The sequence below is a fragment of the Lysinibacillus sp. BSL11 genome (assembly GCF_052928325.1).
On sequence record NZ_JAVGCX010000026.1, the window covers coordinates 1 to 23657 of the forward strand.

Here is a 23657-nt window from a genome sequence, read left to right on the forward strand (position 1 = left end):
TACAAAGTCTAGTGATGATGGCAAAGAGGTCACACCCGTTCCCATACCGAACACGGAAGTTAAGCTCTTTAGCGCCGATGGTAGTTGGGGGCTTCCCCCTGTGAGAGTAGGACGTCGCTAGGCAAATAAGTAACCACTGAGAACTCAGTGGTTTTTTTGTTTATATAGAAACCTATAAAATGTTAAAGTTTAATAGAGCGATAAAAATAAACAAAGGGGTGCAATAGAGTGGCAACAGGACAATGCAGTAAGGAAATCAATATACAAAAAGAAAAATTAGAGAATTTTATTCAAAATAGAGAACAATGGGCTGTTTTAATACCAGGTTATTTACATCACGAATTAATAAATGAAGTCGATATGATCTGGGTCTTCCAAGGAGACTTTGGCATAATTCAGAAAGCTGTTAAAGTAAAACTTAAAGTAAAAAAATCTGATGCTCATCAAATACAGTTTGATTTAGAGGGTTTATCTGATCCGATAATTGGTAATGGTTCTTTTGAAATAATACAAAATCAAAATGAATCACCACAACTGATTGGTAATTTAACAATGAAAGCTAGTGGATTTTTAGCAGGAATGATGAATCCTGTATTAGATAATTTTGTACCTCGACTGATAGAGCAATTAGTGGAAGCAATGGCCATTCAAGCATTACAAGACTAGTGATATGAAAATAAGTGGTGAACCGATTATTACAGATAACAGCAATAATCGGTTTTATTTTAATAAGCAACTCTTACTGCTGCAAAAAAGATGGTTTAGGTATAGATGACTCTATTTTTGGATGAAGCGTCAACGATAATGACATCAAGCTGTGATTAATTTTGATGAAAAGGTTGTTTACTAAATAAAGTGGATTACCTGTGAAAGGATAGCTTTTTTCTCTCCTTATAATTTCGTATAATTAAACGAGAATCTAACGAAAATGGGTGTTTGTTTTGCAAAAGAAAAAACCAATTATAGAAGGGTTAGAACGTTTTCGACAGCAACAAAATATTTCTTTTCATGTCCCAGGTCATAAGCATGGCGAACTGTCCCATCTTCCTCAAGCATTTAAGGATGTAATGCGTTATGATGTAACTGAATTATCGGGATTAGATGATCTACATTACCCTGAGGAAATGATATTAGAAGCCGAAAATTTATTGGCAGATACATATGGAGCAACGAAGAGCTTCTTTTTAGTAGGAGGGTCTACTGTTGGCAATTTAGCAATGATTTATGCTACTTGTAACAAAGGTGATACCATTATTGTTCAGCGTAATGCACATAAATCAATTTTCCATGCTATTGAACTTGTTGGGGCTAAGCCAATTTTTGTGTCGCCGCTATGGGATGAACGGACAATGTCGGCGACACATGTAACTTATAGAGATTTAAAAGAAGCCGTAGAAAATTATTCAGAGGCGAAAGCAGTAGTTTTAACATATCCTACTTATTATGGGATGACTTCGAATGAAATACAGCAACAAATTGCTTATTGTCATGAGAAGGGAATACCTGTATTGGTGGATGAAGCACATGGCGCTCATTTTAATGCATGTACGCTATTTCAGCCATCTGCATTGACACTTGGAGCAGACGTTGTTGTTCAATCAGCCCATAAGACTCTACCTGCTATGACGATGGCTTCTTTTATGCATGTTAAGTCGCAATTGATAGAGGCTGACAAAATACATCACTACTTACGCATGTTACAATCTAGTAGTCCATCTTACTTATTATTAGCATCATTAGATGATGCTCGCTATTATGTACAGACATATATGGAGAGTGATGGGGCATATATAATAGAAAAAAAGAATCAATGGGTAGATGCATTACGAGCAATTGGATCATTAGAAGTAATTGAAGTAGATGATCCACTTAAAGTATTGTTACGTGTTAATGGTTATAGTGGCTTTCAATTACAGGAGGCATTAGAGGCAAAGCATGTGTATGGGGAACTGGCAGATGCCAATCAGGTTTTATTTGTGTTACCTTTGCTGAAGCAAGGACATACCTACCCATTTGCTGAAATCAGGGTTCGTATAAAAGAGGCTATATCAACGCTATTAAACACAGCTAAAACAGATAGCATAACGGCTTCTCAAACAGCCTATCATTTTGTACCGATTACTGAGCCTCTATATACCTTTAATGAGGTTGCATCATTAAAGAAAGAATGGTTACCATATATGCGTACAATGGGGCGAATTTCAGCAAATATGATCATTCCTTATCCACCTGGGATACCATTATTAGTACCAGGAGAAAGAATAACAGTAGCTAAGTTAAGTCAATTGGAAGAGCTACTAGCAGCAGGTGCAACATTCCAGGGGAATCATCGTTTAGCAGAAAAAATGATTCAGGTTATTAAATAGTTGGAGGCAATCACAGCATGAATAGCAATTTATTTATTACATTTGAAGGACCAGAGGGAGCAGGAAAAACAACGGTCATTCAAATGATAGCAAAGCGATTAAAAGAAAAAAATATTGAAGTTCTAGCAACAAGAGAACCAGGTGGAATTGAGATTGCAGAAAAAATAAGAACGATTATTTTGAATCCTGCACATACTGCTATGGATGAACGAACAGAGGCATTGTTATATGCTGCAGCAAGAAGCCAGCATTATTTTGAAAAAGTACGTCCTGCATTAGATGCAGGGAAGTTAGTGATATGTGACCGTTTTATCGATTCCTCTTTAGCCTATCAAGGATATGCAAGAGGTATAGGTGTCAATGAGGTGCTTTCTATTAATGAATTTGCTATTGGGAAGAAATTACCTGACGTGACCATACTATTTGATCTTGCTCCAGAGGTTGGCTTAGCGCGTATTCATGCAACTGGCAATCGGGAAGTAAACCGCTTAGACGTTGAAAGCTTGCCGTTTCATCAGAAGGTACGTGAAGGATATTTACAATTAGTAGAGCAGTATCCAGAGCGAATACGTGTAGTCAACGCAGATCAAGATATTGAAAGTGTTGTGGAAGATGTATGGTTATTATTATTGGAAGCAATGCAGTAAATGCATGAAGTTGTCTACAACAATGTGATATAATGATACTATCCATTAATTTATCTTCACTAAGAGGGCATCATTTGTGGAAGTACCTATTAGGTCTGACACACCTTTGTGTAGATACATTATGTGTTTAGGGAACCTTGTAGATGTCTCTTTTAAAACTTTCTTATAGAGTTTTTATGTCAACATGCTGATGTTCCTCTAGTTCAACAGTAGTTTAAACTTCCGATGAACTAAGATAATTATTTATAAGTTAAGGCTTAAGAATAGAATTGAAATCTATCTAGTGAATTTTATAAAAGGGGTGAGTGCGAATGAAGTTAGTCGTAGCTGTAGTGCAAGATCAGGATAGCAGCCGCTTATCAAATGCTTTAACGAAAAATCAGTTTCGCGCAACTAAATTAGCGAGCACAGGAGGATTTTTACGTTCAGGAAATACGACATTTCTTATAGGAACTGAAGACTCTCTCATACCCAAACTTTTAGATATTATTCGGGATAATTGTCGGGCAAGAGAGCAAATGGTTGCACCCGTTTCTCCGTTAGGAGGAAATGCTGATTCCTATATACCTTACCCTGTGGAGGTAGAGGTGGGAGGAGCTACCGTATTTGTTTTACCGATTGAACAATTCCATCATTTTTAAAAAGTAGCCTCCGAAGCTAAATCATTAATTATTTGTTACTATTAAACATTTTATTTAAAAACGATTATGCCTAGGAGAAATAGATAAAACTGTGGGGGCGAAACTAGCTTGAAGATTAATCAAGATATACGTGTCGGGTTAAATACAAATCGCAAAGAGCCACTACAAAATAATAATCAAAATAACCGATTTGGAGATATGGTCGTCAAGCAAGGTAATAAGCTGCAAACAGAACAACTCACGCGTTTGTTAGGGGATATATCTACTGCAGGGGACCGAGTAGCTAGATCACGTAATTTACGAGAACTTGCTAGGTTTAAAATGCTTGTTAAACGATTTCTACAAGAGACAGTAGAACATGGTATGGAGTTAAAACAATCACATACTTGGAATCGTTTTGGTGAAGGAAGACGTCTGAAAATCATTGAAACCATTGATACACGTCTTGTCGAACTTGCACAGGATCTTTTAGACGAAGAAAAGGAAGCAATAGATCTTCTTGATAAAATCGGTGAAATTAAAGGCTTACTAATTAATTTATATATGTAAAACCCGTGTCTCGTTCTCATTTAGGCGCGGGCTTTTTTCAAATGTTGATGTGGCTACTCGTCATTAAAGTAAACAACTGCAATATTTCTTTACAAGAGTGCAAGAAAGTATCACTTTTTGTTGTAGAGACAGGAAGGAATTTAAATGTATGGCCAAGAATGTTGAAGAGCTACTCACACTGCAGCCAGTCGTAATGAAGCAGCTTCAAACAATATTTGACAAGAATAGATTAGCACATGCATATATTTTTGATGGCGAAAAAGGGACAGGCAAGGCAGATATTATGCACTTTTTTGTCAAATTAATGTTATGCGAGAAACCAAATGGAAATGTTCCATGTGAAACATGTCGAAATTGCAAACGTGTAGATTCGGGAAATCATCCAAATATTCATCAAATTTATCCAGATGGTCAATTCATAAAAATTGATCAGATGCGAGAGCTCATCGGAGAAATGAAAATGGTGGGTGTAGAAGAAGGACGTAAGATTTATGTGCTTCATCATGCAGACCGTCTTAATACAGCCTCTGCAAATATGATACTTAAATTTTTAGAGGAGCCAGAAGGAGAAGTAACTGCCATATTACTAACAGAGCAAATGCAGTCAATACTTCCAACTATCCGTTCTCGTTGTCAACATATCAAATTTCAAAAAATGCCACGTCATGTTTTGTTGAAGCATTTACAGGAAAATAATATTTCTCATTCAATGGCTTCAACAGTAAGCATGATGACAAACGAGGTAGAAACAGCGATATTTTTAGCAAATGATGAGCAGTTTGCACTCGCTCGAAAAACAGTGTTAAAATTAGTAGAGGCCATTCGGCAAAATGTACACGAAGCATTGCTTATTGTGCATGAAGAGTGGTTGCCTCACTTTAAAGAAAAAAGCGAGATGGAGCAAGCATTGGATTTACTACTATTTGCTTACCGTGATATAGTGTCAATAAAAGCTAATCCCGAGGCAGCTTGTACTTATCCAGACATGTTACCACTATTTAAAGAAGTTGCGCTATATTCCACTTATGAGAGATTATCAAATCAGATGGAATCTATTTTACAAGCTCGCGCCTCTTTACAGCGTAACATGAATAGGACGTTATTGATGGAGCAGTTAATGCTAAATCTGCAGGAGGGATATACATTTGTATAATGTAGTAGGAGTCCGCTTTAAAAAGGCGGGTAAAATATATTATTTTGATCCGGCATCATTTCTACTAGAAGATAGTCAATATGTTATTGTAGAGACAGCCCGCGGTGTAGAGTATGGAAAAGTAGTTGTCCCTCAAAAGGTAGTGGGTGATAATGATGTTGTATTACCACTAAAACAAGTACTTAGACCAGCAGATGATCGTGATCGTATACAAGTAGAGGAAAATGCAGCGGAATCAAAGCGTGCATTTGAGCTCGCTAGTACGAAAATTATAGAGCATAATTTAGAAATGAAACTTGTAGATGTTGAATATACATTTGATCGTAATAAAATTATTTTTTACTTTACAGCTGAAGGACGAGTTGATTTTAGGGATCTAGTAAAAGATTTAGCCTCGGTTTTTAGAACACGTATTGAACTTCGTCAAATCGGTGTGCGTGATGAAGCCAAGCTTTTAGGTGGTATCGGTCCATGTGGTAGAATGCTTTGCTGCTCCACATTTTTGGGTGATTTTGAGCCTGTTTCTATTAAAATGGCTAAAGATCAAAACTTATCATTAAATCCTTCAAAAATATCTGGCCTTTGTGGACGTTTAATGTGTTGCTTAAAGTATGAAAATGATGAATATGAAGAAGCAAAAGAGGGCATGCCAGATGTTGGTGAGATAACAATGACACCAGATGGCCGTGGGAAAGTAGTAGGGCTAAATGTGCTGGAAAGACTTATTCAAGTATATTTACATGAGCAGGAACGCACAGTTGAGTATACACTAGAAGAACTGCTAGCATGCGAAAAAAATCTTATTTAAGATAGAGAATTTAACGAGGTGGCTTGGGTGAAGGACCGTAATTTCTTAGATACCGTTATGGAGTTCGAACAACAGCTCGAAGCAATGCAGGAGCAATTTGGTGCATTGAAACAATTTGTAGCGTTAATGATGGAAGAGCATAAGGCGCTTGAAACAGAGAATCATCACCTACGTACACGTCTAGAAGAACTACTTTCTAATACAAACTCCGTACAAGCTGCTGAAGTAAAGAAAGAGAGTCCGCTAGATATTGGTGAGGGATATGATAACTTAGCTCGCCTCTACCAAGAGGGCTTCCATGTTTGCCATGTTCATTTTGGAAGTTCACGTAAGGGTGAGGATTGTCTGTTTTGTCTATCATTTTTAAATAAACAAAATGTGTAATAAAAGGCTGATTCCCGCTACGGTGGTGTCAGTCTTTTGTTTTGTAGTGTAGGAGGAGTAAGCATGGAAAAATGGCTAAAAGGTGACGAGCGGTTAGATTATTTGTTGGCTGAGAATTTACGTATTATTCAAAGTCCCTCTGTCTTTTCGTTCTCATTAGATGCAGTACTGCTTTCGAAGTTTGTCAGTATTCCTTATCATAAAGGAAAAATGGTTGATTTATGTTCAGGAAATGGTGTGATACCACTTTTTTTAAGTGCACGTACAAAGGGACAGATAACGGGAGTAGAAATTCAGCCACGTTTATTTGAGATGGCAGAGAGAAGTATCCGTTACAATCAGCTAGAACAGCAAATTCAAATGATTCTTGGAGATGTTAAAGAAATACCGAAACAACTTGGCATTGAAAAGTATGATGTGGTTACCTGTAATCCACCCTATTTTTTAGCACATGAAGCAAGTGATAAAAACCTTAGTGAGCATCATGCCATTGCACGCCATGAATTGTATTTAACATTGGAAGAAGCAATTCAATCAGCAAGTAAATTATTAAAGCAAGGGGGCAAGGCCGCATTTGTCCACCGACCAGGGCGATTATTAGATATTGTGACAGCTATGCGAGCAAATCGCTTAGAGCCTAAACGGATGCAGCTCATTTATCCGAAGGAAGGGAAAGAGGCGAATACATTATTAATAGAAGGAATAAAAGATGGAAAGCCTGATTTAAAAATTCTGCCGCCGTTGTATGTTTATGATGCTAATAATGAATACACGGCAGAAGTGAGAGAAATTCTTTATGGAAAAGAGCAATAATCACTACTTTTATGTGTTAGAGTGTGCTGATCAAACTCTTTATGCAGGGTATACAAATAATATAGAAAAACGTGTTGCTGTACATAACGCTGGTAAAGGAGCAAAATATACAAGAGCTAGAGGTCCAGTGAAATGTATTTATAAAGAAATATTTGAGACAAAGCAAGCAGCAATGCGTGCTGAATATGCCTTTAAGCAATTAACAAGAACACAGAAAATTAATTATATAAGGAGGGGCGAATCGTGAAATCACAAAAAAGTACAATACACGAACAGACAGGTTGTTTATATCTGGTAGGAACACCTATTGGTAATTTAGAAGATATGAGTGTGCGTGCACTTCGCATTTTAAAAGAAGCCGATATTATCGCGGCAGAAGATACTAGAAACACCAAAAAGCTGTGTAACTACTTTGAGATTGAAACACCGCTAATCAGCTACCACGAACATAATTTAGCCGTAGGTGGAGAAAAATTGTTAACATTACTACAGGAAGGAAAAACAATTGCATTAGTAAGTGATGCAGGTTTACCTTGTATTTCTGATCCAGGTGCAGATATAGTTGAAAAAGCAATTGCTCAAAACTTTTCTGTTGTACCAGTGCCAGGGCCTAATGCAGCGATTTCAGCATTAATTGCATCTGGGTTATCGCCACAGCCATTTTTCTTTTATGGATTTTTGAATCGCGGAAAAAAGGAACGTCGCCAGCAATTAGAACAATTAAAAAAACGCCAAGAAACGATTTTACTATATGAGGCACCACATCGCTTAAAGGATACATTAAAAGATATGGAAGCTATACTGGGGGAACGTCGTATTGTTTTAGCTCGAGAGCTGACAAAGAAGTTTGAAGAGTTTTTAAGAGGTACTTTGTCTGAAGCTATAGAATGGTCACAAACAGAGGAAATACGAGGAGAGTTTTGTATTGTTCTTGAAGGTAATAGCTGTGTAGAAGAGGAAGATCATGAAGAAGCCTATTGGCAAAACATGTCCATTGTTGAACATGTTGATTTCATTATCAATCAATCGAATGTATCTTCAAAAGAAGCCATTAAAGAAGTAGCTAAGTTAAGGCAAGTGTCAAAGCGAGATGTTTATAATGAATATCATAGTGATTAATAGTAAAGAGTTACCTTAATAGGGTAGCTCTTTATTTTTATTTAGTTAATGACTTCGAAACTTAAAAGTTGAAAAGTAATAATTTTGAGACACAATTTTAAATTGATAATAATTGTAAATAATAGTAACCTAAAATAGAAAGGTCTGACATGGACATTATAAGGGATTAAGAAATTGGTTATATTAATAAACAGAAACACCTAAATCACTGTTTTGATTTAGGTGAGTAACTAATTATTTTTTTAAGTTAGATTGAATTTCTTTAACTAACATTTCAGCGCCTTCTGGACTTAAAATTAATTTGCCTCCAACTAGACGGAAGTTATCATCTGAAACTTCACCAGTAACAGCACATGTCATATTAGGCATATATTTTTTTAAGATGATTTTATCATCATCCACATAGATTTCTAAAGCGTCCTTTTCAGCAATACCTAGCGTACGGCGTAACTCGATAGGAATTACTACACGACCTAACTCATCGACTTTACGAACAATCCCTGTTGATTTCATAATAGATTTCCTCCTAATTTATAAAAGTTATATTGGTATTTCGTCAAATTTCGACATTATTTCTTTGTCTGATAGTTATCATACCAAGTAATGCCATAAACGTCAATTAATTAATGCACTAATATTATGGTTTTTAAAAAAATTTTTTGAGAAGAATGCTGGTATTTTAATTTTTTTAAAAGGTTTTTAATAAATATTTTTGTTAATAGTAAAAAAGGTTCTTATTTAAGTCATTTAATGGATTAAATATATTATTCGACAATTTTCGCGTTTAATAAACTTTCATTGAAACGAATTTCGTACTTCGTTAGAATAGAAAGTATATTGTAAAACAATGGAGGCAGTTCTAGTGAGTGAACAACAAAAAACATTCTATATAACAACACCCATTTACTATCCAAGTGGGAAATTTCATATTGGTACGGCATATACAACAGTAGCATCTGATACTATTGCACGCTATAAACGTTTAAAAGGTTATGATGTACGCTTTTTAACAGGAATGGACGAACATGGCCAAAAAATTCAAGAAAAAGCAGCAGAAGCGGGTAAACATCCTCAAGATTATGTAAATGAAATTGCAGATGCTGCGAAAAAACTTTGGGGGTTAATGGATATTTCTTATGATGACTTTATTCAAACAACCCAGGATCGACATACGAAAGCTGTCGAAAAGATTTTCCAAAAGTTTTTAGATAATGGTGATATTTATAAAGGTGAGTATGAAGGCTGGTACTGTACACCGTGTGAATCATTCTTTACTGAGACTCAACTAGTTGACGGGAACTGTCCTGATTGCGGTCGTCCGGTGCATAAGGTTAAAGAAGAATCGTACTTCTTTAATATGAAGAAATATGCAGATCGTTTATTAGCTTATTATGAAGAGAACCTTGAATTTATTGAGCCAGAATCACGAAAAAATGAAATGATTAACAACTTCATTAAACCAGGACTAGAGGATTTATCGGTATCAAGAACATCCTTCGACTGGGGAATTAAAGTACCAGGAGATCCAAAGCATGTTATTTATGTGTGGGTTGACGCATTAACGAATTATATTACAGCCTTAGGATATCTATCAGAAGATGAATCATTATTCAATAAATATTGGCCAGCAGATGTACATGTAGTTGGGAAGGATATTGTTCGTTTCCATACGATTTATTGGCCAATTTTCTTAATGGCACTAGATTTGCCATTACCGAAAAAGGTATTTGCTCACGGTTTTATTATGATGAAAGACGGTAAAATGTCTAAATCAAAAGGTAATGTAATTTATCCTGAAATGTTAATCGAGCGTTATGGTCTAGATGCGACACGTTATTTCCTATTACGAGAATTACCATTTGGCTCTGATGGGGTATTTTCACCAGAATCATTTATTGAACGTACAAACTTTGATCTGGCTAATGATTTAGGGAACTTATTAAATCGTACAATTTCAATGATTAATAAATATTTTGATGGTATTATTCCGACAGAAAATCTTCAACCGACAGAATTTGATGCAGCTTTAAAAGAGCAAGCTGAGTCGGTACGTATTAAATATGAAGAAAGTATGGAAAAAATGCAATTTAGTGTTGTTCTTGCAGACTTATGGACGCTTGTTTCCCGCACAAATAAGTATATAGATGAGACACAACCATGGGTGTTAGCAAAAGAGGAGTCAGACAAGCCAAAATTAGGTGCAGTTATGCGAAATTTGGCAGAAAGCTTACATCAAATCGCTGTCATGTTGCAACCATTTATGACAACAACTCCGAAACGTATGATCGATCAGTTAGGATTAGATGACAAATTCTTAGCATGGGATACAATTGAAACATTCGGCAATACTATTCCAGCAAACATTAAAGTGGTAGAAAAAGGGATACCGATTTTCCCACGCTTAGAAAATGAGGTTGAGATTACTTATATTCGTGAGGAAATGCGTGGCTCTGTGAAAACACCACAGGATGAAGAAATTAAAAAGGTAGCAAAAACTGAAGAAAATCCAGAAATTCCTGAAATTACTATCGATGATTTTATGAAAGTTGACTTGCGAGTAGCTACTGTGACTGCATGTGAAACTGTTCCGAAAGCAGATAAATTATTAAAGCTTCAAGTTGATCTAGGATATGAGCAACGTCAAGTAGTTTCAGGTATTGCGAAATTCTATACACCAGATGATTTAATAGGTCAAAAAGTAATTGTCGTAGCAAATTTAAAACCAGTGAAATTACGTGGTGAAATATCACAAGGAATGATTTTAGCTGGTGAGAAAGATGGAATTTTAAAATTAGCATCAGTTGATCCTAAACTCGAAAATGGTGCAAAAGTAAAGTAATGAACTTAAGGAAGGCCTGCTGAATATGAATTATTCAGCAGGCTTTTCAAATCTGTTAGAGAAAATGGGATTAAATTATTTTGAAATAATTTATGGTGCGTGAAAAATATACTTTTATGGGTTTAAAGAACTACTTTAGGTAATGTCGATTAAGTGGAATGTCACAATGTCGAATAGTTTGTAATGAAATTGTAATGACCACGAAAAATATGAAATAATAAATTTTAATAAAATCAATGTTAGGAGAATGAAGATGTTTATAGATACACACGTACATTTAAACGCAGATCAGTATGAGGAAGATCTTCAAGAAGTGATTGATAGAGCTCTTGAAGCTAAAGTAGAAAGAATGGTAGTTATTGGTTTCGACCGTAAAACCATTGAGAGAACAATGCAATTAATAGAGCAATATGATTTTGTTTACGGTGTCATTGGCTGGCATCCAGTAGACGCGATTGATTGTACTCAACAAGATTTAGAGTGGATTGAGCAATTAGCTTCACATCCAAAAATAGTTGGCATTGGTGAAACGGGATTGGACTACTATTGGGATAAGTCTCCAAAAGACGTTCAACAGGAACTTTTTCGCAAGCAAATTCAATTAGCTCAAAAGATCAATTTACCAATCGTTATTCATAATAGGGATGCAACAGGTGATGTTGTACAAATTTTACGTGAAGAAAATGCTGCATCCGTAGGGGGTGTTATGCACTGCTTTAGTGGAAGTGTAGAAACAGCGCGTGAATGTATAGCTATGAATTTTATGATTAGTCTTGGGGGACCAGTGACATTTAAAAATGCACGTCTACCAAAGGAAGTAGCGACAGAAATAGCTCTTGAGCACTTGATGATTGAAACAGACGCTCCTTATTTAGCTCCACATCCACATCGAGGTAAGCGCAATGAACCCGCTTTCGTGCCTTTAGTTGCTGAGGAAATCGCACGTTTGAAAGGGTTGACAATTGAGGAAATTGCACAAGCAACTACAGCCAATGCGAAAAATTTTTTTGGGATTGACAATTAACTAGCTTAGATGCCTCCAATACAGGGTTTGTGGTTGGCAAAAAACAAGAAGTCAATTTTCAGAGAAATACTTTCGGGTTGACAGTGCCAAAACTAGTCCGTATAATCCAACCTTGTATTAAGGAGGCGTTTTTTCATGTCAAATAATTCCATGAAAAACTTGTTCTTAGGATCATTGAGGAGTAAGCAAACAGTGATAAGAATTATTTCACTTGTCCTGTTTGTGTCTGTAATCTCTTTCGTGCTTTATCAGGGTACGAAAAAATCCGTTAAGCTTGAAGCAAATGGAGAAACAATCGAAGTATCAACACATGCCAAAACTGTAGAACAATTATTACAAAATCAAAATATAGATATAGCAGAGCATGACAAAATTTCACCCTCTCTGAACACCAAAATTGTTAATGGATTAGCAATTACATGGGAACAGGCAAAAGAAGTAACTATTTCAGTTGATGGAAATCAGTCAAAAGTTTGGACAACTGAAACACTTGTGAAGGACATTTTGAAGGAAGCAAATATTAAAGTATCTGAACATGACTCTTTAGCGCAAGGTCTAGATACTGAACTAGGAGCAGAAAACAAAATCGATATTCAAAAAGCGTTTCAAGTAGCGCTTGTCGATGGCGTAAATAAAAGACAAGTATGGTCCACTTCGACTACGGTCGCTAACTTTTTAAAACAACAAGGAATTCAGCTAAATGAATTCGATCGTGTCGAAAATAACCTGGAGAACGTTATTACTCCGGAGAGTAAAATCACAGTAGTTCGCGTAGAAAAGGTTATCGATGTAGTGGAAGACTCTTTAGATTTCGCAGTTGAAAAGAAGCAGGATGCTTCATTGCAAAAGGGGAAACAAAAAGTAGTAGCAACGGGCGAGAAGGGTTCGGTTTCTCGTACGTATGAGGTTGTCAAAGAAAACGGTAAGGTTGTGGCAAAAAACCTGCAATCTGAGAAAGTATTAAAAGAGCCGAAGAAACAAGTGGTTGCAGTAGGCACAAAAACAATCGTTGCAAGTGCAGCAACTGTGTCACGTGGTTCTGCAGAGCCTGCTAACGGTAAAGAATTTTACGTAACGGCAACAGCATATACACCATATTGCAACGGTTGTACTGGTACATCAGCAACTGGTATAAACCTACGTTCAAATTCTGGCTTGAAGGTGATAGCAGTTGACCCTTCTGTTATTAAGCTAGGATCAAAGGTTTGGGTAGAAGGCTATGGAACTGCTATAGCTGGGGATACTGGTGGGTCAATTAAGGGTAATAAGATTGACATACTTGTACAAACAGATGCTCAAGCACGTAACTGGGGACGTAAGAAAGTGCGCGTTAAAGTATTAAATTAAAAAAATTGTAAAATTAATCAAAATGTTTTTCACAAATGGAGCTTTCCTGTTTTGACTGGCGGGAAGGCTTCTTTATTATTTTTTAGCAAATGATGCTGTAAGGTATGTAGAGAGTAAGTTGAATAAGATAAGCTCATCTGGACCTTGTATTCCTGTACAAATCGTATAGAGCAGTTGTAAAATGGTCAGAAGATAAGGTAGATAGAAAAGAGGAGCCTTTTTGCAAATTAAAGAAATTATTGTTGTTGAAGGAAAAGATGATACGACAGCTATTAAACGTGCTGTACAAGCAGATACTATAGAAACAAATGGATCTGCAATTTCTGAAGAAACGTTAAAGCGAATTCAGCACGCCCAAGAAAAACGTGGAGTTATTGTATTTACTGATCCAGACTATCCAGGACGTCGAATACGGGCCATTATCGAGGAGCGTGTAAAAGGGGTGAAGCATGCCTTTTTACCAAAAGCGAAAACGATTGCTAAAAACGGTAAAGGGTTAGGGATTGAGCATGCTGCTGATGAGGATATACGTGAGGCATTACAACATGTCTATACCCCTATACATGAGGTGCTAAACAAAGAGGTAATTACACTGGAAGATTTAATGACTGCTCGTTTAATTGGACATCCACAAGCAAAGCAGCGTCGTGATAGACTAGGGGAAATCTTAAATATAGGTGCTACAAACGGTAAACAACTTCATAAAAGATTGAAAATGTTTCAGATTACAGAGGAGCAATTTGGTGCGGCTATCGCACAGTTAGATCAGGAGGAAAATGATGCATAAGGATATTGCGACACCAATTCGAACACAAGAAATTTTAAAAAAGTATGGGTTTTCATTTAAAAAAAGTTTAGGTCAAAACTTCTTAATTGACCCGAACATTTTGAGAAATATAGTGAGTCACGCCAATTTAACTGAGAATAGTGGCGCAATTGAAGTTGGTCCTGGGATTGGGGCATTAACTGAGCATTTGGCGAGAAGCGCTAAAAAGGTAGTTTCCTTTGAAATTGACCAACGTTTATTACCTGTACTAGAAGATACGCTTAGTCCATATAATAACGTGTCTATTATTCATTCTGACATACTTAAGGCAGATGTGGAGAAAGTAATTGCAGATGAGATGCCAGGTATTGATGATATTATGGTTGTAGCAAATTTACCGTATTATGTAACGACTCCAATTTTACTGAAATTACTCAATGACAGATTACCGATCCGTGGTTTTGTTGTGATGATGCAGAAAGAGGTAGCAGACCGTATAACGGCTAAGCCAGGGACGAAAGAATATGGTTCTTTATCAATTGCAATACAATATTACGTGAAAGCAGATATTGCGATGACAGTGCCAAAAACAGTTTTCATGCCTCAACCTAACGTCGACTCTGCAGTAATTCGCCTTATCAAGCATGAGGAACCACCGGTAAAAGTAATAGATGAGGATTTTTTATTTGTTGTAACGCGTGCCTCATTCGTTCAGCGAAGAAAAACAATCTATAATAACCTGCAATCTGGTTTACCAAATGGAAAGGCACAAAAGGATCACATTTTACAGGCATTAGAGCTAGCGAAAATTGAGCCAACTCGCCGTGGAGAAACACTTTCAATTCAAGAGTTTGGGAAATTAGCCGATGCACTGCATCCTGTTTTTGCAAAGTGAAAATTTTTGTTAACAATTTTTCGGATATGTAAAAAAATATATATTTTTTTATAAAAAATAAGTTGACAAGATTTATAAGAGGCTGATAAAATATTATATTTTGTTGACATTTTTGGGCCATTAGCTTATACTTGTTATTAGTGAGGTGTAAGCGAAAATGCCAAAAACTTTAGCGGACATTAAAAAGTCGTTGGATTGTCATTTGGGTAAACGTTTGCAATTAAAAGCAAACGGTGGTCGCAAGAAAACGGTTGAGTGTGCAGGGATACTACGTGAGACATATCGCGCCATCTTTGTAGTAGAGCTCGATCAAGAAGACAATACGTGCAAGCGCGTATCGTATAGCTACACAGATATTTTAACTGAAGCAGTAGAGATTACATTTTTAGACGAAGCAAAGGCTGCTGTCGCAAAATAGTTTCTAGTACTTATTTCTATATTTTAGAAACACTCATGTATATTTAAAATACATGAGTGTTTTGCGTTTTCACGGGCATACTAAATTCGTCAGTTGTTAAAGGAGGAGTTTATATGCCTAGAAAAGGTATCATGTCACCTCGTTTAAAAGAAGAGATCGCAAAAGAACTTGGATTTTATGATGTTGTGCAAAAGGAAGGCTGGGGCGGCATAAAAGCTCGTGATGCTGGTAATATGGTCAAACGTGCCATAGAAATGGCTGAACGGGCAAGTAGTGAGCAAGAGCGTAAGTAGGCTGTTTTTGCTAAAATAGTCATCTTATAAAGTTTCATTCAGCAGGGATGAAAATCCTTACTGACACAACAAATACAACTGACGAGAGAGAGCCGTTACTCCGAATAGGGTAAACGGTTCTTTTTTTCCATTTTCGTATTCTCAATATGGTAAAATAAAATGAATAATCTTGCGCGAAAAAAAGAACTGTTTATACGTGTAGCTATAAGGAGGAAGAAATATGCTTTATGTAAAGGCGCCTGCAAAAATCAATTTAACATTAGATGTACTTTATAAAAGACCCGATAATTTTCACGAAGTGGAGATGGTTATGACAACAGTCGATTTAGCTGATCGTATCAGTCTTGAATCTCGAGAAGATGGTGTTATTCAAATCACTTCAACAGATAATTTTGTACCAAATGACCATCGTAATTTTGCTTATCAGGCAGCGCGTCTCATTAAAGATACATATGGCATTAGACAAGGTGTATCCATTACGATTGAAAAGGAAATACCCATAGCAGCAGGACTCGCAGGAGGTAGTAGTGATGCAGCTGCAACATTAAAAGGGCTAAATGAACTGTGGGATTTAGGTTTATCAATAGATGAATTAGCGGAGCTTGGTGCTAAAATTGGTTCGGATGTTTCGTTTTGTGTTTACGGAGGCACGGCACTCGCTACAGGGCGAGGCGAAAAAATAAAAGAATTACCAGCTCCACCTAATTGTTGGGTTGTACTAGCTAAGCCTAAAATTGGTGTGTCGACAGCAGAAGTTTATGGGGGTCTTAAGGTTGAAGGACTGCAACACCCCAATACACAGCAGATGATACAAGCTATAGAGACAAAAGATTATGAGCTATTATGTTCATCATTAGGAAATGTTTTGGAAACTGTAACATTTAAGCTACACCCAGAAGTTGTGATGTTAAAGGAACAAATGAAGCGCTTTGGGGCAGATGCTACGTTAATGAGTGGAAGCGGTCCAACTGTATTTGGGCTTGTGGATAGTGAAGCTCGTGTAAGTCGCATTTATAATGGTTTACGTGGTTTTTGTGAGGAAGTTTATGCAGTACGAATTTTAGGTGAGCGAAATACGCTTGCTTAGAAACGCAAATTTGTGTTAATTTTACCTATAAATATTCGTGTTTAGGAGAGGGTCGCATGAAATGGAAGCGTAGTGAACGACTAGTTGATATGACGTACTACTTACTAGAACATCCACATCAGCTGATCCCGCTAACTTATTTTTCAGAACTATATCAATCTGCTAAGTCATCCATTAGTGAAGATTTAACGATTGTAAAAGAAACTTTCGAAGAAAAAGGAATCGGGTTATTGATGACAGTGCCGGGTGCTGCAGGAGGAGTAAAGTATATTCCGAAAATGTCCGAGGCTGAAGTACGTTTAGTGATTCAAGATTTAAAAGCAGAGTTAGAACATTCAGATCGATTGTTACCAGGTGGATATTTATTTATGACAGACCTGCTTGGAAACCCAGATTTAATTAATCGTGTAGGGAAGGTCTTTGCTTCTGCCTTTGCAGATCAACAAATCGATGTCATAATGACAGTAGCAACTAAAGGGATATCCATCGCCCATGCCATCGCAAGACATTTAAATGTACCAGTGGTAGTTGTGAGAAGAGATAGTAAAGTAACGGAAGGTTCTACAGTAAGCATTAACTATGTATCTGGTTCTTCCAGAAGAATTCAGACAATGGTATTATCAAAAAGAAGCATGAAGAGTGGACAACGTGTATTAATTACGGACGACTTTATGAAGGTCGGCGGTACAATGAATGGCATGAAAAACCTCTTAGAGGAGTTTGACTGTCAGCTAGCAGGCATTGCAGTGCTTGTGGAGGCTGAGCATGCGGACGAAACATTAGTAGATGATTATTATTCACTTGTAAAGCTTCATGAAGTTAATGAAAAAGATCGAACAATTGCATTAAGTGAAGGTAACTATTTTTCTAAAAGGGGACATGACAAATGAAAGTAGTAGCAACAACAAATGCACCAGCAGCAATCGGACCATATTCACAAGGTATTATTGTTAACGGAATGTTTTATAGCTCTGGTCAAATTCCATTAACAGCTACAGGTGATTTAGTGGAAGGCGATATAACTGTACAAACAAATCAAGTATTTGCTAATTTAAAAGCGGTTTTAGCGGAAGCTGGAACTTCTTTAGATAATGTTGTGAAAACAACGGTCTTTATGAAAGATATGAATGACTTTGTAGCGATGAATGAAGTTTATGCAAATCATTTCGGTGATCATAAACCAGCTCGTTCAGCTGTAGAGGTAGCCCGTCTTCCGAAAGATGTAAAAGTAGAAATCGAAGTAATCGCAATCGTAAAATAATTAAAACTTGTTAAGCTCACTAAAAAGATCCTTTATTCTTTTTAGTGGGTTTTTTTACGCTGACAAACAATTGTCAAAAATTACGTATATAAGAAAAAATATTATTCTAATAAGTATTCAAATTTTTTAGAAAATTTGATAGACTATGAAAAGGAAAATATTCGGTAATTGAGAATATGATATTTTCATTTAGGCATCCAAGAAGAGAGGTGGTGAGAAAATGGAAGTTACTGATGTGAGATTACGTCGGGTACAGACGGATGGTCGCATGCGTGCGATTGCTTCCATTACACTTGATAATGAGTTTGTTGTTCACGATATTCGTGTCATTGATGGAAATACTGGTTTATTTGTAGCTATGCCTAGTAAACGAACACCAGATGGGGAGTTTAGAGATATTGCTCATCCAATTAATTCTGATACTCGAAATAAAATTCAGGAGATCATTTTAAACGAGTATCATAACTCTAGTGAAGTAGAGGAAGCTGGTAAAGAGGAAGAATTAGAGGGAATCGGTGTGTAATAAATAGTAAATAACTTACTTTTTAAGGATATGTTACAAACTGATGGTAAAAAAGATAGGAAGAACTCTTCTAGTTGGAAGGGTTCTTTTTATTTTGATAAAAAGATAATATGAGCAATTTCAGGATATACTTCATGACATTCGAGCATAAGGTGCATTGGATTTAGGAATTCATGTTTTTGTCAACTCTACATGCCTTGAAAATAGATGAATTTTGCTATATAGTCATAAGAGAAAATGAGCGTATTGGAGGACTTACTGATGAGCAATGTTTTTGCTGTCATTTTGGCTGCAGGTCAAGGTACACGTATGAAGTCCAAATTATATAAAGTGCTCCATCCAGTATGTGGGAAACCAATGGTACAACATGTGGTGGATCATATTCAGACGTTAGATGTGAATCGCATTGTAACGGTTGTCGGACATGGTGCTGAAAAAGTGCAACAACAGCTTGGTGAAAAAAGTGAGTATGTGCTGCAGGCTGAACAACTAGGTACAGCGCACGCTGTGCAACAAGCAGAGGCCATTTTAGGTAATGAAGAAGGTACAACGTTAGTTGTATGTGGAGATACACCACTAATTCGTCCTGAAACGATGCAAGCTCTATTCGAACATCATCATGCAAAGAATGCTAAAGCAACTATTTTAACTGCAATTGCTGAAAACCCAACTGGCTATGGCCGTATATTACGTGGCAATAACGGACAGGTGGAGCAAATTGTTGAACAAAAAGATGCTTCAGCAGAGCAGCAATTAGTAAAAGAAATAAACACAGGCACATATTGCTTTGATAACAAATTATTATTTGAAACATTGAAACTTGTGAAAAATGATAATGCGCAAGGTGAATATTATTTACCAGATGTCATTGAAATTTTACAAAAGCAAGGTGATATTGTTGAAGCATATGTCACTGATGATTTTGAAGAAACACTAGGTGTTAACGATCGTGTGGCTTTGTCACAAGCCGAGACATTAATGCGTACAAGAATCAACGAGAAACATATGCGGAATGGTGTAACAATTATCCATCCTGAAACAACGCATATTAGTGCAGATGCAGTTATTGGGCGTGATACGGTGATTCAACCTGGCTCAATGATTGAAGGTGCTACTGTGATCGGTGAAGATTGCATTATCGGTCCAAATACTCAAATCATAGATAGCCGCGTTGGTGATCGTACAACTATACATTCTTCAGTTGTCCGTGAAAGCGCTATTGCAGAGGATACTGCTATTGGGCCATTTGCTCATATTCGACCACTTTCAGACATCGGTAGTCATGTGAAAATTGGTAACTTTGTAGAAGTGAAGAAAAGCAAGCTAGATAATGGCTCGAAAGTTTCACATTTAAGCTATATTGGCGATGCCGAGATCGGTAGTAACGTCAATATTGGTTGTGGTTCCATTACAGTAAACTATGATGGAAAAAACAAGTTCAAAACGATTATTGAAGATGATGTATTTGTAGGATGTAATACTAACTTAGTAGCGCCAGTGAAAGTTGGAAAAGGTTCATTTATTGCAGCAGGTTCTACAATTACAAAAGAAGTTCCTGAAGATGCACTTGCCATAGCTCGTGCAAGACAAGAAAACAAACCGAATTATGTAAGCAAATTAAATTCAAAATAATTATCAACTAAACAGGAGGCCATCATGCCGTATCATTATGCAAACTCACAATTAAAAATATTTTCACTTAATTCTAATAATCCATTAGCTCAAGAAATTGCGCAGGAAATGGGCGTAGAATTAGGTAAATCTTCTGTTAAGCACTTCAGTGATGGAGAGATTCAAATTAGCATTGAAGAAAGTATTCGAGGTTGTGATGTGTTTATCGTGCAGTCTACTTCTGCACCTGTAAACGAACATTTAATGGAGCTTTTAATTATGGTAGATGCAGTTAAACGTGCATCTGCTCGTACAGTAAACGTTGTAATGCCTTATTATGGTTATGCACGCCAAGACCGTAAAGCAAAAGCGCGCGAGCCAATTACAGCTAAATTAGTGGCAAACCTACTTGAAACTGCTGGTGCAACACGTGTTATCGTATTAGATTTACACGCACCTCAAATCCAAGGTTTCTTCGATATCCTAATCGACCACTTAATGGCAGTACCATTACTATCTGATTACTTCAAATCTAAAGGTATTCCAGGAGATGAGATCGTTATTGTTTCACCAGATCATGGTGGGGTAACACGTGCTCGTAAAATGGCTGAACGATTAAAAGCACCGATTGCAATTATTGACAAACGTCGTCCGAAACCAAACGTTGCGGAAGTGATGAACATTGTTGGTAATGTTGATGGTAAAGTGGCAATCTTGATTGATGATATTATTGATACAGCAGGTACAATTACGATTGGGGCAGATGCGTTACGTGCTGCTGGTGCAAAAGAAGTTTACGCTTGCTGTTCACATCCTGTATTATCTGGTCCAGCAATTGAACGTATTGAAAACTCTGCTATTAAAGAATTAGTAGTGACAAATACAATTCAGCTATCAGACGAGAAAAAATCTCCAAAAATTACAGAGCTTTCTGTAGCTAAATTAATGGCGGATGCTATCTCTCGCGTTTATGAAAATAAATCTGTAAGTACTCTATTTGATTAATAAATATTGTAAGTATAAGACCAATCTACTCTTTGAGTAGATTGGTCTTTTCAATATAAATTAGGCACTATTTTATCAAGGCGAAGAAATAGATGAGTGTTTTATGTGTGAGCCTTCTCACAAAGGGGTATAATAATAATGTGTCTTAATAATATTTACTCTACCTTAAACAAATAGAGCTAAATATTATCATAGCCTACAACGAATTATTGTTGAGGCGTAAATAATTTTCTTGGAAGGGGAATAAAGAAGTATGAGTACAGTATTAAGTGTTACAAAGCGCGAAACTGGGCATCGTTCAACATTAACCCAACTTAGAAAAGGGGGAGCCATTCCTGCAGTTATTTACGGCTACAAAGTAGATTCAACCCCAATTTCTATTGCTGCAAAAGATTTTAAAAAGTCCATTCAAAAAAATGGGCAAAATAGTGTGTTTTCGCTAGAGTTAGAGGGGAAAAAGGTGAATGCTGTTGTGTCAGAGATTCAGCAATGTTCATTGAAAGATGAAGTAAATCATATTGACTTTTTAGCCATTAATATGGCGGAAGAGCTAGAAGCTGATGTCCCGATTAAATTACTTGGACAGTCAGTTGGCGTGAGTGAGGGCGGTATTCTAATGCAGCCTAACTTAGAATTAAAAGTAAAAGTAAAGCCAACAGAGTTACCTGAATCAATTGATGTGGACATTTCATCGTTGAAAATTGGGGAATCCCTAACAGTAGCAGATATTCGCGATGCTACACCTGTTGAAATTATTAGTGAAGATGATTATATGTTAGTAACAATTGTGGCACCTGTTTCTGTAGAGGAAGAGGCTACAGAAAGTGAAGAAGGGCAAGAGACAGTATAAAAGTAATTGACGCTTAAGGCTAATAAGAAGGCTATAGCTTTCTTGTTAGCCTTATTTTTTTATGCCTTTTAATAATTGTACAAAATGCTTTCTAGGTGTGCTATATGGTAAAATAATGACTATTAGATTGGAAAGAAGAGAGGTACTTATGAAAATTATCGTTGGTTTAGGAAACCCAGGTAAACTGTATGAGCATACAAGACATAATATTGGCTTTGATGTTATTGATGCGTTAGCAGAAAAATGGGGAACACCTTTAACAAATTCAAAATTTAACGGGATGTACACTACTGTACATCGACCAGAAGGAAAGGTTCTACTTGTTAAACCATTAACATATATGAATTTATCAGGGGAATGTGTTGGTCCCCTAATGGACTATTTTGACATAGAGGTAGAAGATTTAGTTGTCATTTATGATGACTTGGATTTAGAGACAGGTAAATTACGTCTGCGACAAAAAGGGAGTGCAGGTGGTCATAACGGCATTAAATCGTTAATTCAACATTTAGGTACTCAGGAATTTAATCGTATTCGAGTGGGCATTAATCGTCCGCCAGCGGGCATGAAGGTAGCAGACTATGTTTTAGCTAAATTTTCGAAGGAAGACCAAGTTCTTATGCAAGACGCCATTGTAAATTCTGTAAACGCTGTTGAAGCATCTCTTTCAAAGCCGTTTCTTGATGTGATGAATCACTTTAACGCAAGCAAATAGATGGAAGTAATAAAATTTCTGTTAAAGTTTTTGGATAATTGGCATGGTGTAAGGTGAGTAATGAACTGCCTTACACTATTATTACAGCTAATACTTGTAGTGAATAGTCTTAGCTACAGGTAAAAATTAATTCTCTAATTTTCAAGTTATTACAATGATGATGACAGTGAAAAGTGCATAATCCTTTTTATAAATGTCTATACTTTAAGTAGAAAGCTGCTTAAAGGAGGATGATTTGGAGATGTCAGTTCGCTATCGATGTCGGCATTGTGAAGTAGAAATAGGGACACTACCATTTGATGCAGATGATACAATTCGAAAGTTGCATATTTTCGAATTAGGAGAAGCGGATGATTATGTTGAGAAAGATCAACATGGTCAAACGACTGTGCACTGCATTTGTGAGCAATGTGAGGATTCGCTGAGACAATATCCAGATTATCACGCACTCAATAAATGGATTCAATAATTGGAAGGATGCTTTGACACACTTATGTGTGTTCAAGGCTTTTTCCATTTCATAAAACAGCCATTAATAGAGAT

The 23657-nt window shown here is 36.6% G+C and carries 28 protein-coding genes and 1 rRNA gene; 28 read left to right on the forward strand and 1 reads right to left on the reverse strand.

Going from position 1 to position 23657, the window contains the following annotated elements; all coding sequences use genetic code 11:
• Positions 1 to 7: 7 nt before the first annotated feature.
• The 12 genes from rrf to rsmI all read left to right on the forward strand — a co-directional run bounded on the left by rrf (position 8) and on the right by rsmI (position 8480).
• A 5S ribosomal RNA gene (gene rrf, locus RCJ95_RS22430) occupies positions 8 to 123 on the forward strand.
• 105 nt (positions 124 to 228) lie between these two features.
• A complete protein-coding gene (locus RCJ95_RS22435) occupies positions 229 to 666 on the forward strand; it encodes an SRPBCC domain-containing protein (RefSeq protein ID WP_274771113.1) in 438 nt (145 codons plus the stop codon).
• Between the two features lie 275 nt (positions 667 to 941).
• Positions 942 to 2366, forward strand: coding sequence for an aminotransferase class I/II-fold pyridoxal phosphate-dependent enzyme (locus tag RCJ95_RS22440; protein ID WP_255601758.1), 1425 nt, complete (start codon positions 942 to 944; stop codon positions 2364 to 2366).
• Positions 2367 to 2383: 17 nt separating this feature from the next.
• A complete protein-coding gene (gene tmk, locus RCJ95_RS22445) occupies positions 2384 to 3013 on the forward strand; it encodes a dTMP kinase (protein ID WP_221683390.1) in 630 nt (209 codons plus the stop codon).
• A 311-nt stretch (positions 3014 to 3324) separates the two neighbouring features.
• Entirely contained in the window at positions 3325 to 3654 is a 330-nt protein-coding gene (locus RCJ95_RS22450; RefSeq protein ID WP_004229230.1) for a cyclic-di-AMP receptor, read from the forward strand.
• 108 nt (positions 3655 to 3762) lie between these two features.
• Positions 3763 to 4203 carry a YaaR family protein gene (locus RCJ95_RS22455; RefSeq protein WP_004229228.1) on the forward strand — a complete coding sequence of 147 codons (441 nt, stop codon included), beginning with the start codon at positions 3763 to 3765 and terminating at the stop codon, positions 4201 to 4203.
• A gap of 148 nt (positions 4204 to 4351) precedes the next feature.
• On the forward strand, positions 4352 to 5356 hold the full coding sequence (holB, locus tag RCJ95_RS22460) for a DNA polymerase III subunit delta' (RefSeq protein WP_221683391.1): 1005 nt from the start codon (positions 4352 to 4354) through the stop codon (positions 5354 to 5356).
• Positions 5349 to 6164, forward strand: coding sequence for a PSP1 domain-containing protein (locus tag RCJ95_RS22465; protein WP_048395431.1), 816 nt, complete (start codon positions 5349 to 5351; stop codon positions 6162 to 6164). Before holB ends, RCJ95_RS22465 begins: the two co-directional genes overlap by 8 nt.
• Positions 6165 to 6191: 27 nt before the next feature.
• Positions 6192 to 6548, forward strand: a complete 357-nt coding sequence (gene yabA, locus RCJ95_RS22470; protein ID WP_004229222.1) for a DNA replication initiation control protein YabA — start codon at positions 6192 to 6194, stop codon at positions 6546 to 6548.
• Between the two features lie 63 nt (positions 6549 to 6611).
• Positions 6612 to 7361, forward strand: coding sequence for a tRNA1(Val) (adenine(37)-N6)-methyltransferase (locus RCJ95_RS22475; protein WP_221683392.1), 750 nt, complete (start codon positions 6612 to 6614; stop codon positions 7359 to 7361).
• Positions 7345 to 7608: a GIY-YIG nuclease family protein gene (locus RCJ95_RS22480; protein WP_274771117.1), complete on the forward strand. Its 264-nt coding sequence runs from the start codon at positions 7345 to 7347 to the stop codon at positions 7606 to 7608. Before RCJ95_RS22475 ends, RCJ95_RS22480 begins: the two co-directional genes overlap by 17 nt.
• Positions 7605 to 8480: a 16S rRNA (cytidine(1402)-2'-O)-methyltransferase gene (rsmI, locus tag RCJ95_RS22485; RefSeq protein ID WP_221683393.1), complete on the forward strand. Its 876-nt coding sequence runs from the start codon at positions 7605 to 7607 to the stop codon at positions 8478 to 8480. Before RCJ95_RS22480 ends, rsmI begins: the two co-directional genes overlap by 4 nt.
• A 234-nt stretch (positions 8481 to 8714) precedes the next feature.
• Here rsmI and RCJ95_RS22490 read toward each other — a convergent pair whose 3' ends face one another.
• Positions 8715 to 8993 (reverse strand): AbrB/MazE/SpoVT family DNA-binding domain-containing protein, encoded by a 279-nt coding sequence (locus RCJ95_RS22490; RefSeq protein ID WP_004229214.1) that lies wholly within the window; start codon positions 8991 to 8993, stop codon positions 8715 to 8717.
• Positions 8994 to 9327: 334 nt separating this feature from the next.
• On the opposite strand from RCJ95_RS22490, the gene metG reads away from it, so the two are divergent.
• The 16 genes from metG (at position 9328) to RCJ95_RS22570 (ending at position 23583) form a co-directional block, all read left to right on the forward strand.
• Positions 9328 to 11319: a methionine--tRNA ligase gene (gene metG / locus RCJ95_RS22495; RefSeq protein ID WP_237497404.1), complete on the forward strand. Its 1992-nt coding sequence runs from the start codon at positions 9328 to 9330 to the stop codon at positions 11317 to 11319.
• A gap of 253 nt (positions 11320 to 11572) precedes the next feature.
• Positions 11573 to 12343 carry a TatD family hydrolase gene (locus RCJ95_RS22500; protein WP_048395439.1) on the forward strand — a complete coding sequence of 257 codons (771 nt, stop codon included), beginning with the start codon at positions 11573 to 11575 and terminating at the stop codon, positions 12341 to 12343.
• 135 nt (positions 12344 to 12478) lie between these two features.
• The gene (locus RCJ95_RS22505; protein WP_009374180.1) at positions 12479 to 13690 is read left to right on the forward strand and encodes a G5 and 3D domain-containing protein; all 1212 of its coding nucleotides are present in this window, start codon (positions 12479 to 12481) and stop codon (positions 13688 to 13690) included.
• A gap of 220 nt (positions 13691 to 13910) precedes the next feature.
• Complete coding sequence (gene rnmV, locus RCJ95_RS22510; RefSeq protein ID WP_004229206.1) at positions 13911 to 14477, forward strand: ribonuclease M5; 567 nt, start codon at positions 13911 to 13913, stop codon at positions 14475 to 14477.
• On the forward strand, positions 14470 to 15351 hold the full coding sequence (gene rsmA / locus RCJ95_RS22515; RefSeq protein WP_337976464.1) for a 16S rRNA (adenine(1518)-N(6)/adenine(1519)-N(6))-dimethyltransferase RsmA: 882 nt from the start codon (positions 14470 to 14472) through the stop codon (positions 15349 to 15351). Before rnmV ends, rsmA begins: the two co-directional genes overlap by 8 nt.
• 157 nt (positions 15352 to 15508) lie before the next feature.
• Positions 15509 to 15769, forward strand: a complete 261-nt coding sequence (gene veg / locus RCJ95_RS22520; RefSeq protein WP_004229199.1) for a biofilm formation stimulator Veg — start codon at positions 15509 to 15511, stop codon at positions 15767 to 15769.
• Positions 15770 to 15882: 113 nt separating this feature from the next.
• Positions 15883 to 16062 carry a small, acid-soluble spore protein, alpha/beta type gene (locus RCJ95_RS22525; protein WP_004229193.1) on the forward strand — a complete coding sequence of 60 codons (180 nt, stop codon included), beginning with the start codon at positions 15883 to 15885 and terminating at the stop codon, positions 16060 to 16062.
• Positions 16063 to 16282: 220 nt separating this feature from the next.
• Positions 16283 to 17149 carry a 4-(cytidine 5'-diphospho)-2-C-methyl-D-erythritol kinase gene (ispE, locus tag RCJ95_RS22530; protein WP_009374181.1) on the forward strand — a complete coding sequence of 289 codons (867 nt, stop codon included), beginning with the start codon at positions 16283 to 16285 and terminating at the stop codon, positions 17147 to 17149.
• A 56-nt stretch (positions 17150 to 17205) separates the two neighbouring features.
• Positions 17206 to 18039, forward strand: a complete 834-nt coding sequence (gene purR / locus RCJ95_RS22535) for a pur operon repressor (protein WP_004229190.1) — start codon at positions 17206 to 17208, stop codon at positions 18037 to 18039.
• On the forward strand, positions 18036 to 18410 hold the full coding sequence (locus tag RCJ95_RS22540; RefSeq protein ID WP_004229189.1) for a RidA family protein: 375 nt from the start codon (positions 18036 to 18038) through the stop codon (positions 18408 to 18410). The genes purR and RCJ95_RS22540 overlap by 4 nt, the downstream gene beginning before the upstream one ends.
• Before the next feature lie 220 nt (positions 18411 to 18630).
• Positions 18631 to 18933 (forward strand): septation regulator SpoVG, encoded by a 303-nt coding sequence (spoVG, locus tag RCJ95_RS22545; protein WP_004229187.1) that lies wholly within the window; start codon positions 18631 to 18633, stop codon positions 18931 to 18933.
• A gap of 261 nt (positions 18934 to 19194) precedes the next feature.
• Positions 19195 to 20565: a bifunctional UDP-N-acetylglucosamine diphosphorylase/glucosamine-1-phosphate N-acetyltransferase GlmU gene (gene glmU / locus RCJ95_RS22550; protein WP_221683395.1), complete on the forward strand. Its 1371-nt coding sequence runs from the start codon at positions 19195 to 19197 to the stop codon at positions 20563 to 20565.
• A 24-nt stretch (positions 20566 to 20589) separates the two neighbouring features.
• Positions 20590 to 21549, forward strand: coding sequence for a ribose-phosphate diphosphokinase (locus RCJ95_RS22555; protein WP_004229183.1), 960 nt, complete (start codon positions 20590 to 20592; stop codon positions 21547 to 21549).
• A 253-nt stretch (positions 21550 to 21802) separates the two neighbouring features.
• Positions 21803 to 22399, forward strand: coding sequence for a 50S ribosomal protein L25/general stress protein Ctc (locus RCJ95_RS22560; protein WP_221683396.1), 597 nt, complete (start codon positions 21803 to 21805; stop codon positions 22397 to 22399).
• A 148-nt stretch (positions 22400 to 22547) separates the two neighbouring features.
• Positions 22548 to 23114, forward strand: coding sequence for an aminoacyl-tRNA hydrolase (pth, locus tag RCJ95_RS22565; protein WP_257520909.1), 567 nt, complete (start codon positions 22548 to 22550; stop codon positions 23112 to 23114).
• Positions 23115 to 23355: 241 nt separating this feature from the next.
• On the forward strand, positions 23356 to 23583 hold the full coding sequence (locus RCJ95_RS22570; protein ID WP_016993788.1) for an anti-sigma-F factor Fin: 228 nt from the start codon (positions 23356 to 23358) through the stop codon (positions 23581 to 23583).
• Positions 23584 to 23657: the final 74 nt, after the last annotated feature.

Coding starts and splice junctions, on each gene's coding strand:
- metG (WP_237497404.1), top strand. CDS start 9,328: ATGGAGGCAGTTCTAGTGAGTGAACAACAAAAAACATTCTATATAACA.
- pth (WP_257520909.1), top strand. CDS start 22,548: ATGAAAATTATCGTTGGTTTAGGAAACCCAGGTAAACTGTATGAGCAT.
- glmU (WP_221683395.1), top strand. CDS start 19,195: ATGAGCAATGTTTTTGCTGTCATTTTGGCTGCAGGTCAAGGTACACGT.
- RCJ95_RS22525 (WP_004229193.1), top strand. CDS start 15,883: ATGCCTAGAAAAGGTATCATGTCACCTCGTTTAAAAGAAGAGATCGCA.
- holB (WP_221683391.1), top strand. CDS start 4,352: ATGGCCAAGAATGTTGAAGAGCTACTCACACTGCAGCCAGTCGTAATG.
- RCJ95_RS22540 (WP_004229189.1), top strand. CDS start 18,036: ATGAAAGTAGTAGCAACAACAAATGCACCAGCAGCAATCGGACCATAT.
- RCJ95_RS22450 (WP_004229230.1), top strand. CDS start 3,325: ATGAAGTTAGTCGTAGCTGTAGTGCAAGATCAGGATAGCAGCCGCTTA.
- RCJ95_RS22560 (WP_221683396.1), top strand. CDS start 21,803: ATGAGTACAGTATTAAGTGTTACAAAGCGCGAAACTGGGCATCGTTCA.
- RCJ95_RS22475 (WP_221683392.1), top strand. CDS start 6,612: ATGGAAAAATGGCTAAAAGGTGACGAGCGGTTAGATTATTTGTTGGCT.
- veg (WP_004229199.1), top strand. CDS start 15,509: ATGCCAAAAACTTTAGCGGACATTAAAAAGTCGTTGGATTGTCATTTG.
- RCJ95_RS22505 (WP_009374180.1), top strand. CDS start 12,479: ATGTCAAATAATTCCATGAAAAACTTGTTCTTAGGATCATTGAGGAGT.
- RCJ95_RS22490 (WP_004229214.1), bottom strand. CDS start 8,993: ATGAAATCAACAGGGATTGTTCGTAAAGTCGATGAGTTAGGTCGTGTA.
- rsmA (WP_337976464.1), top strand. CDS start 14,470: ATGCATAAGGATATTGCGACACCAATTCGAACACAAGAAATTTTAAAA.
- spoVG (WP_004229187.1), top strand. CDS start 18,631: ATGGAAGTTACTGATGTGAGATTACGTCGGGTACAGACGGATGGTCGC.
- purR (WP_004229190.1), top strand. CDS start 17,206: ATGAAATGGAAGCGTAGTGAACGACTAGTTGATATGACGTACTACTTA.
- RCJ95_RS22500 (WP_048395439.1), top strand. CDS start 11,573: ATGTTTATAGATACACACGTACATTTAAACGCAGATCAGTATGAGGAA.
- RCJ95_RS22480 (WP_274771117.1), top strand. CDS start 7,345: ATGGAAAAGAGCAATAATCACTACTTTTATGTGTTAGAGTGTGCTGAT.
- RCJ95_RS22570 (WP_016993788.1), top strand. CDS start 23,356: ATGTCAGTTCGCTATCGATGTCGGCATTGTGAAGTAGAAATAGGGACA.
- ispE (WP_009374181.1), top strand. CDS start 16,283: ATGCTTTATGTAAAGGCGCCTGCAAAAATCAATTTAACATTAGATGTA.
- tmk (WP_221683390.1), top strand. CDS start 2,384: ATGAATAGCAATTTATTTATTACATTTGAAGGACCAGAGGGAGCAGGA.
- RCJ95_RS22555 (WP_004229183.1), top strand. CDS start 20,590: ATGCCGTATCATTATGCAAACTCACAATTAAAAATATTTTCACTTAAT.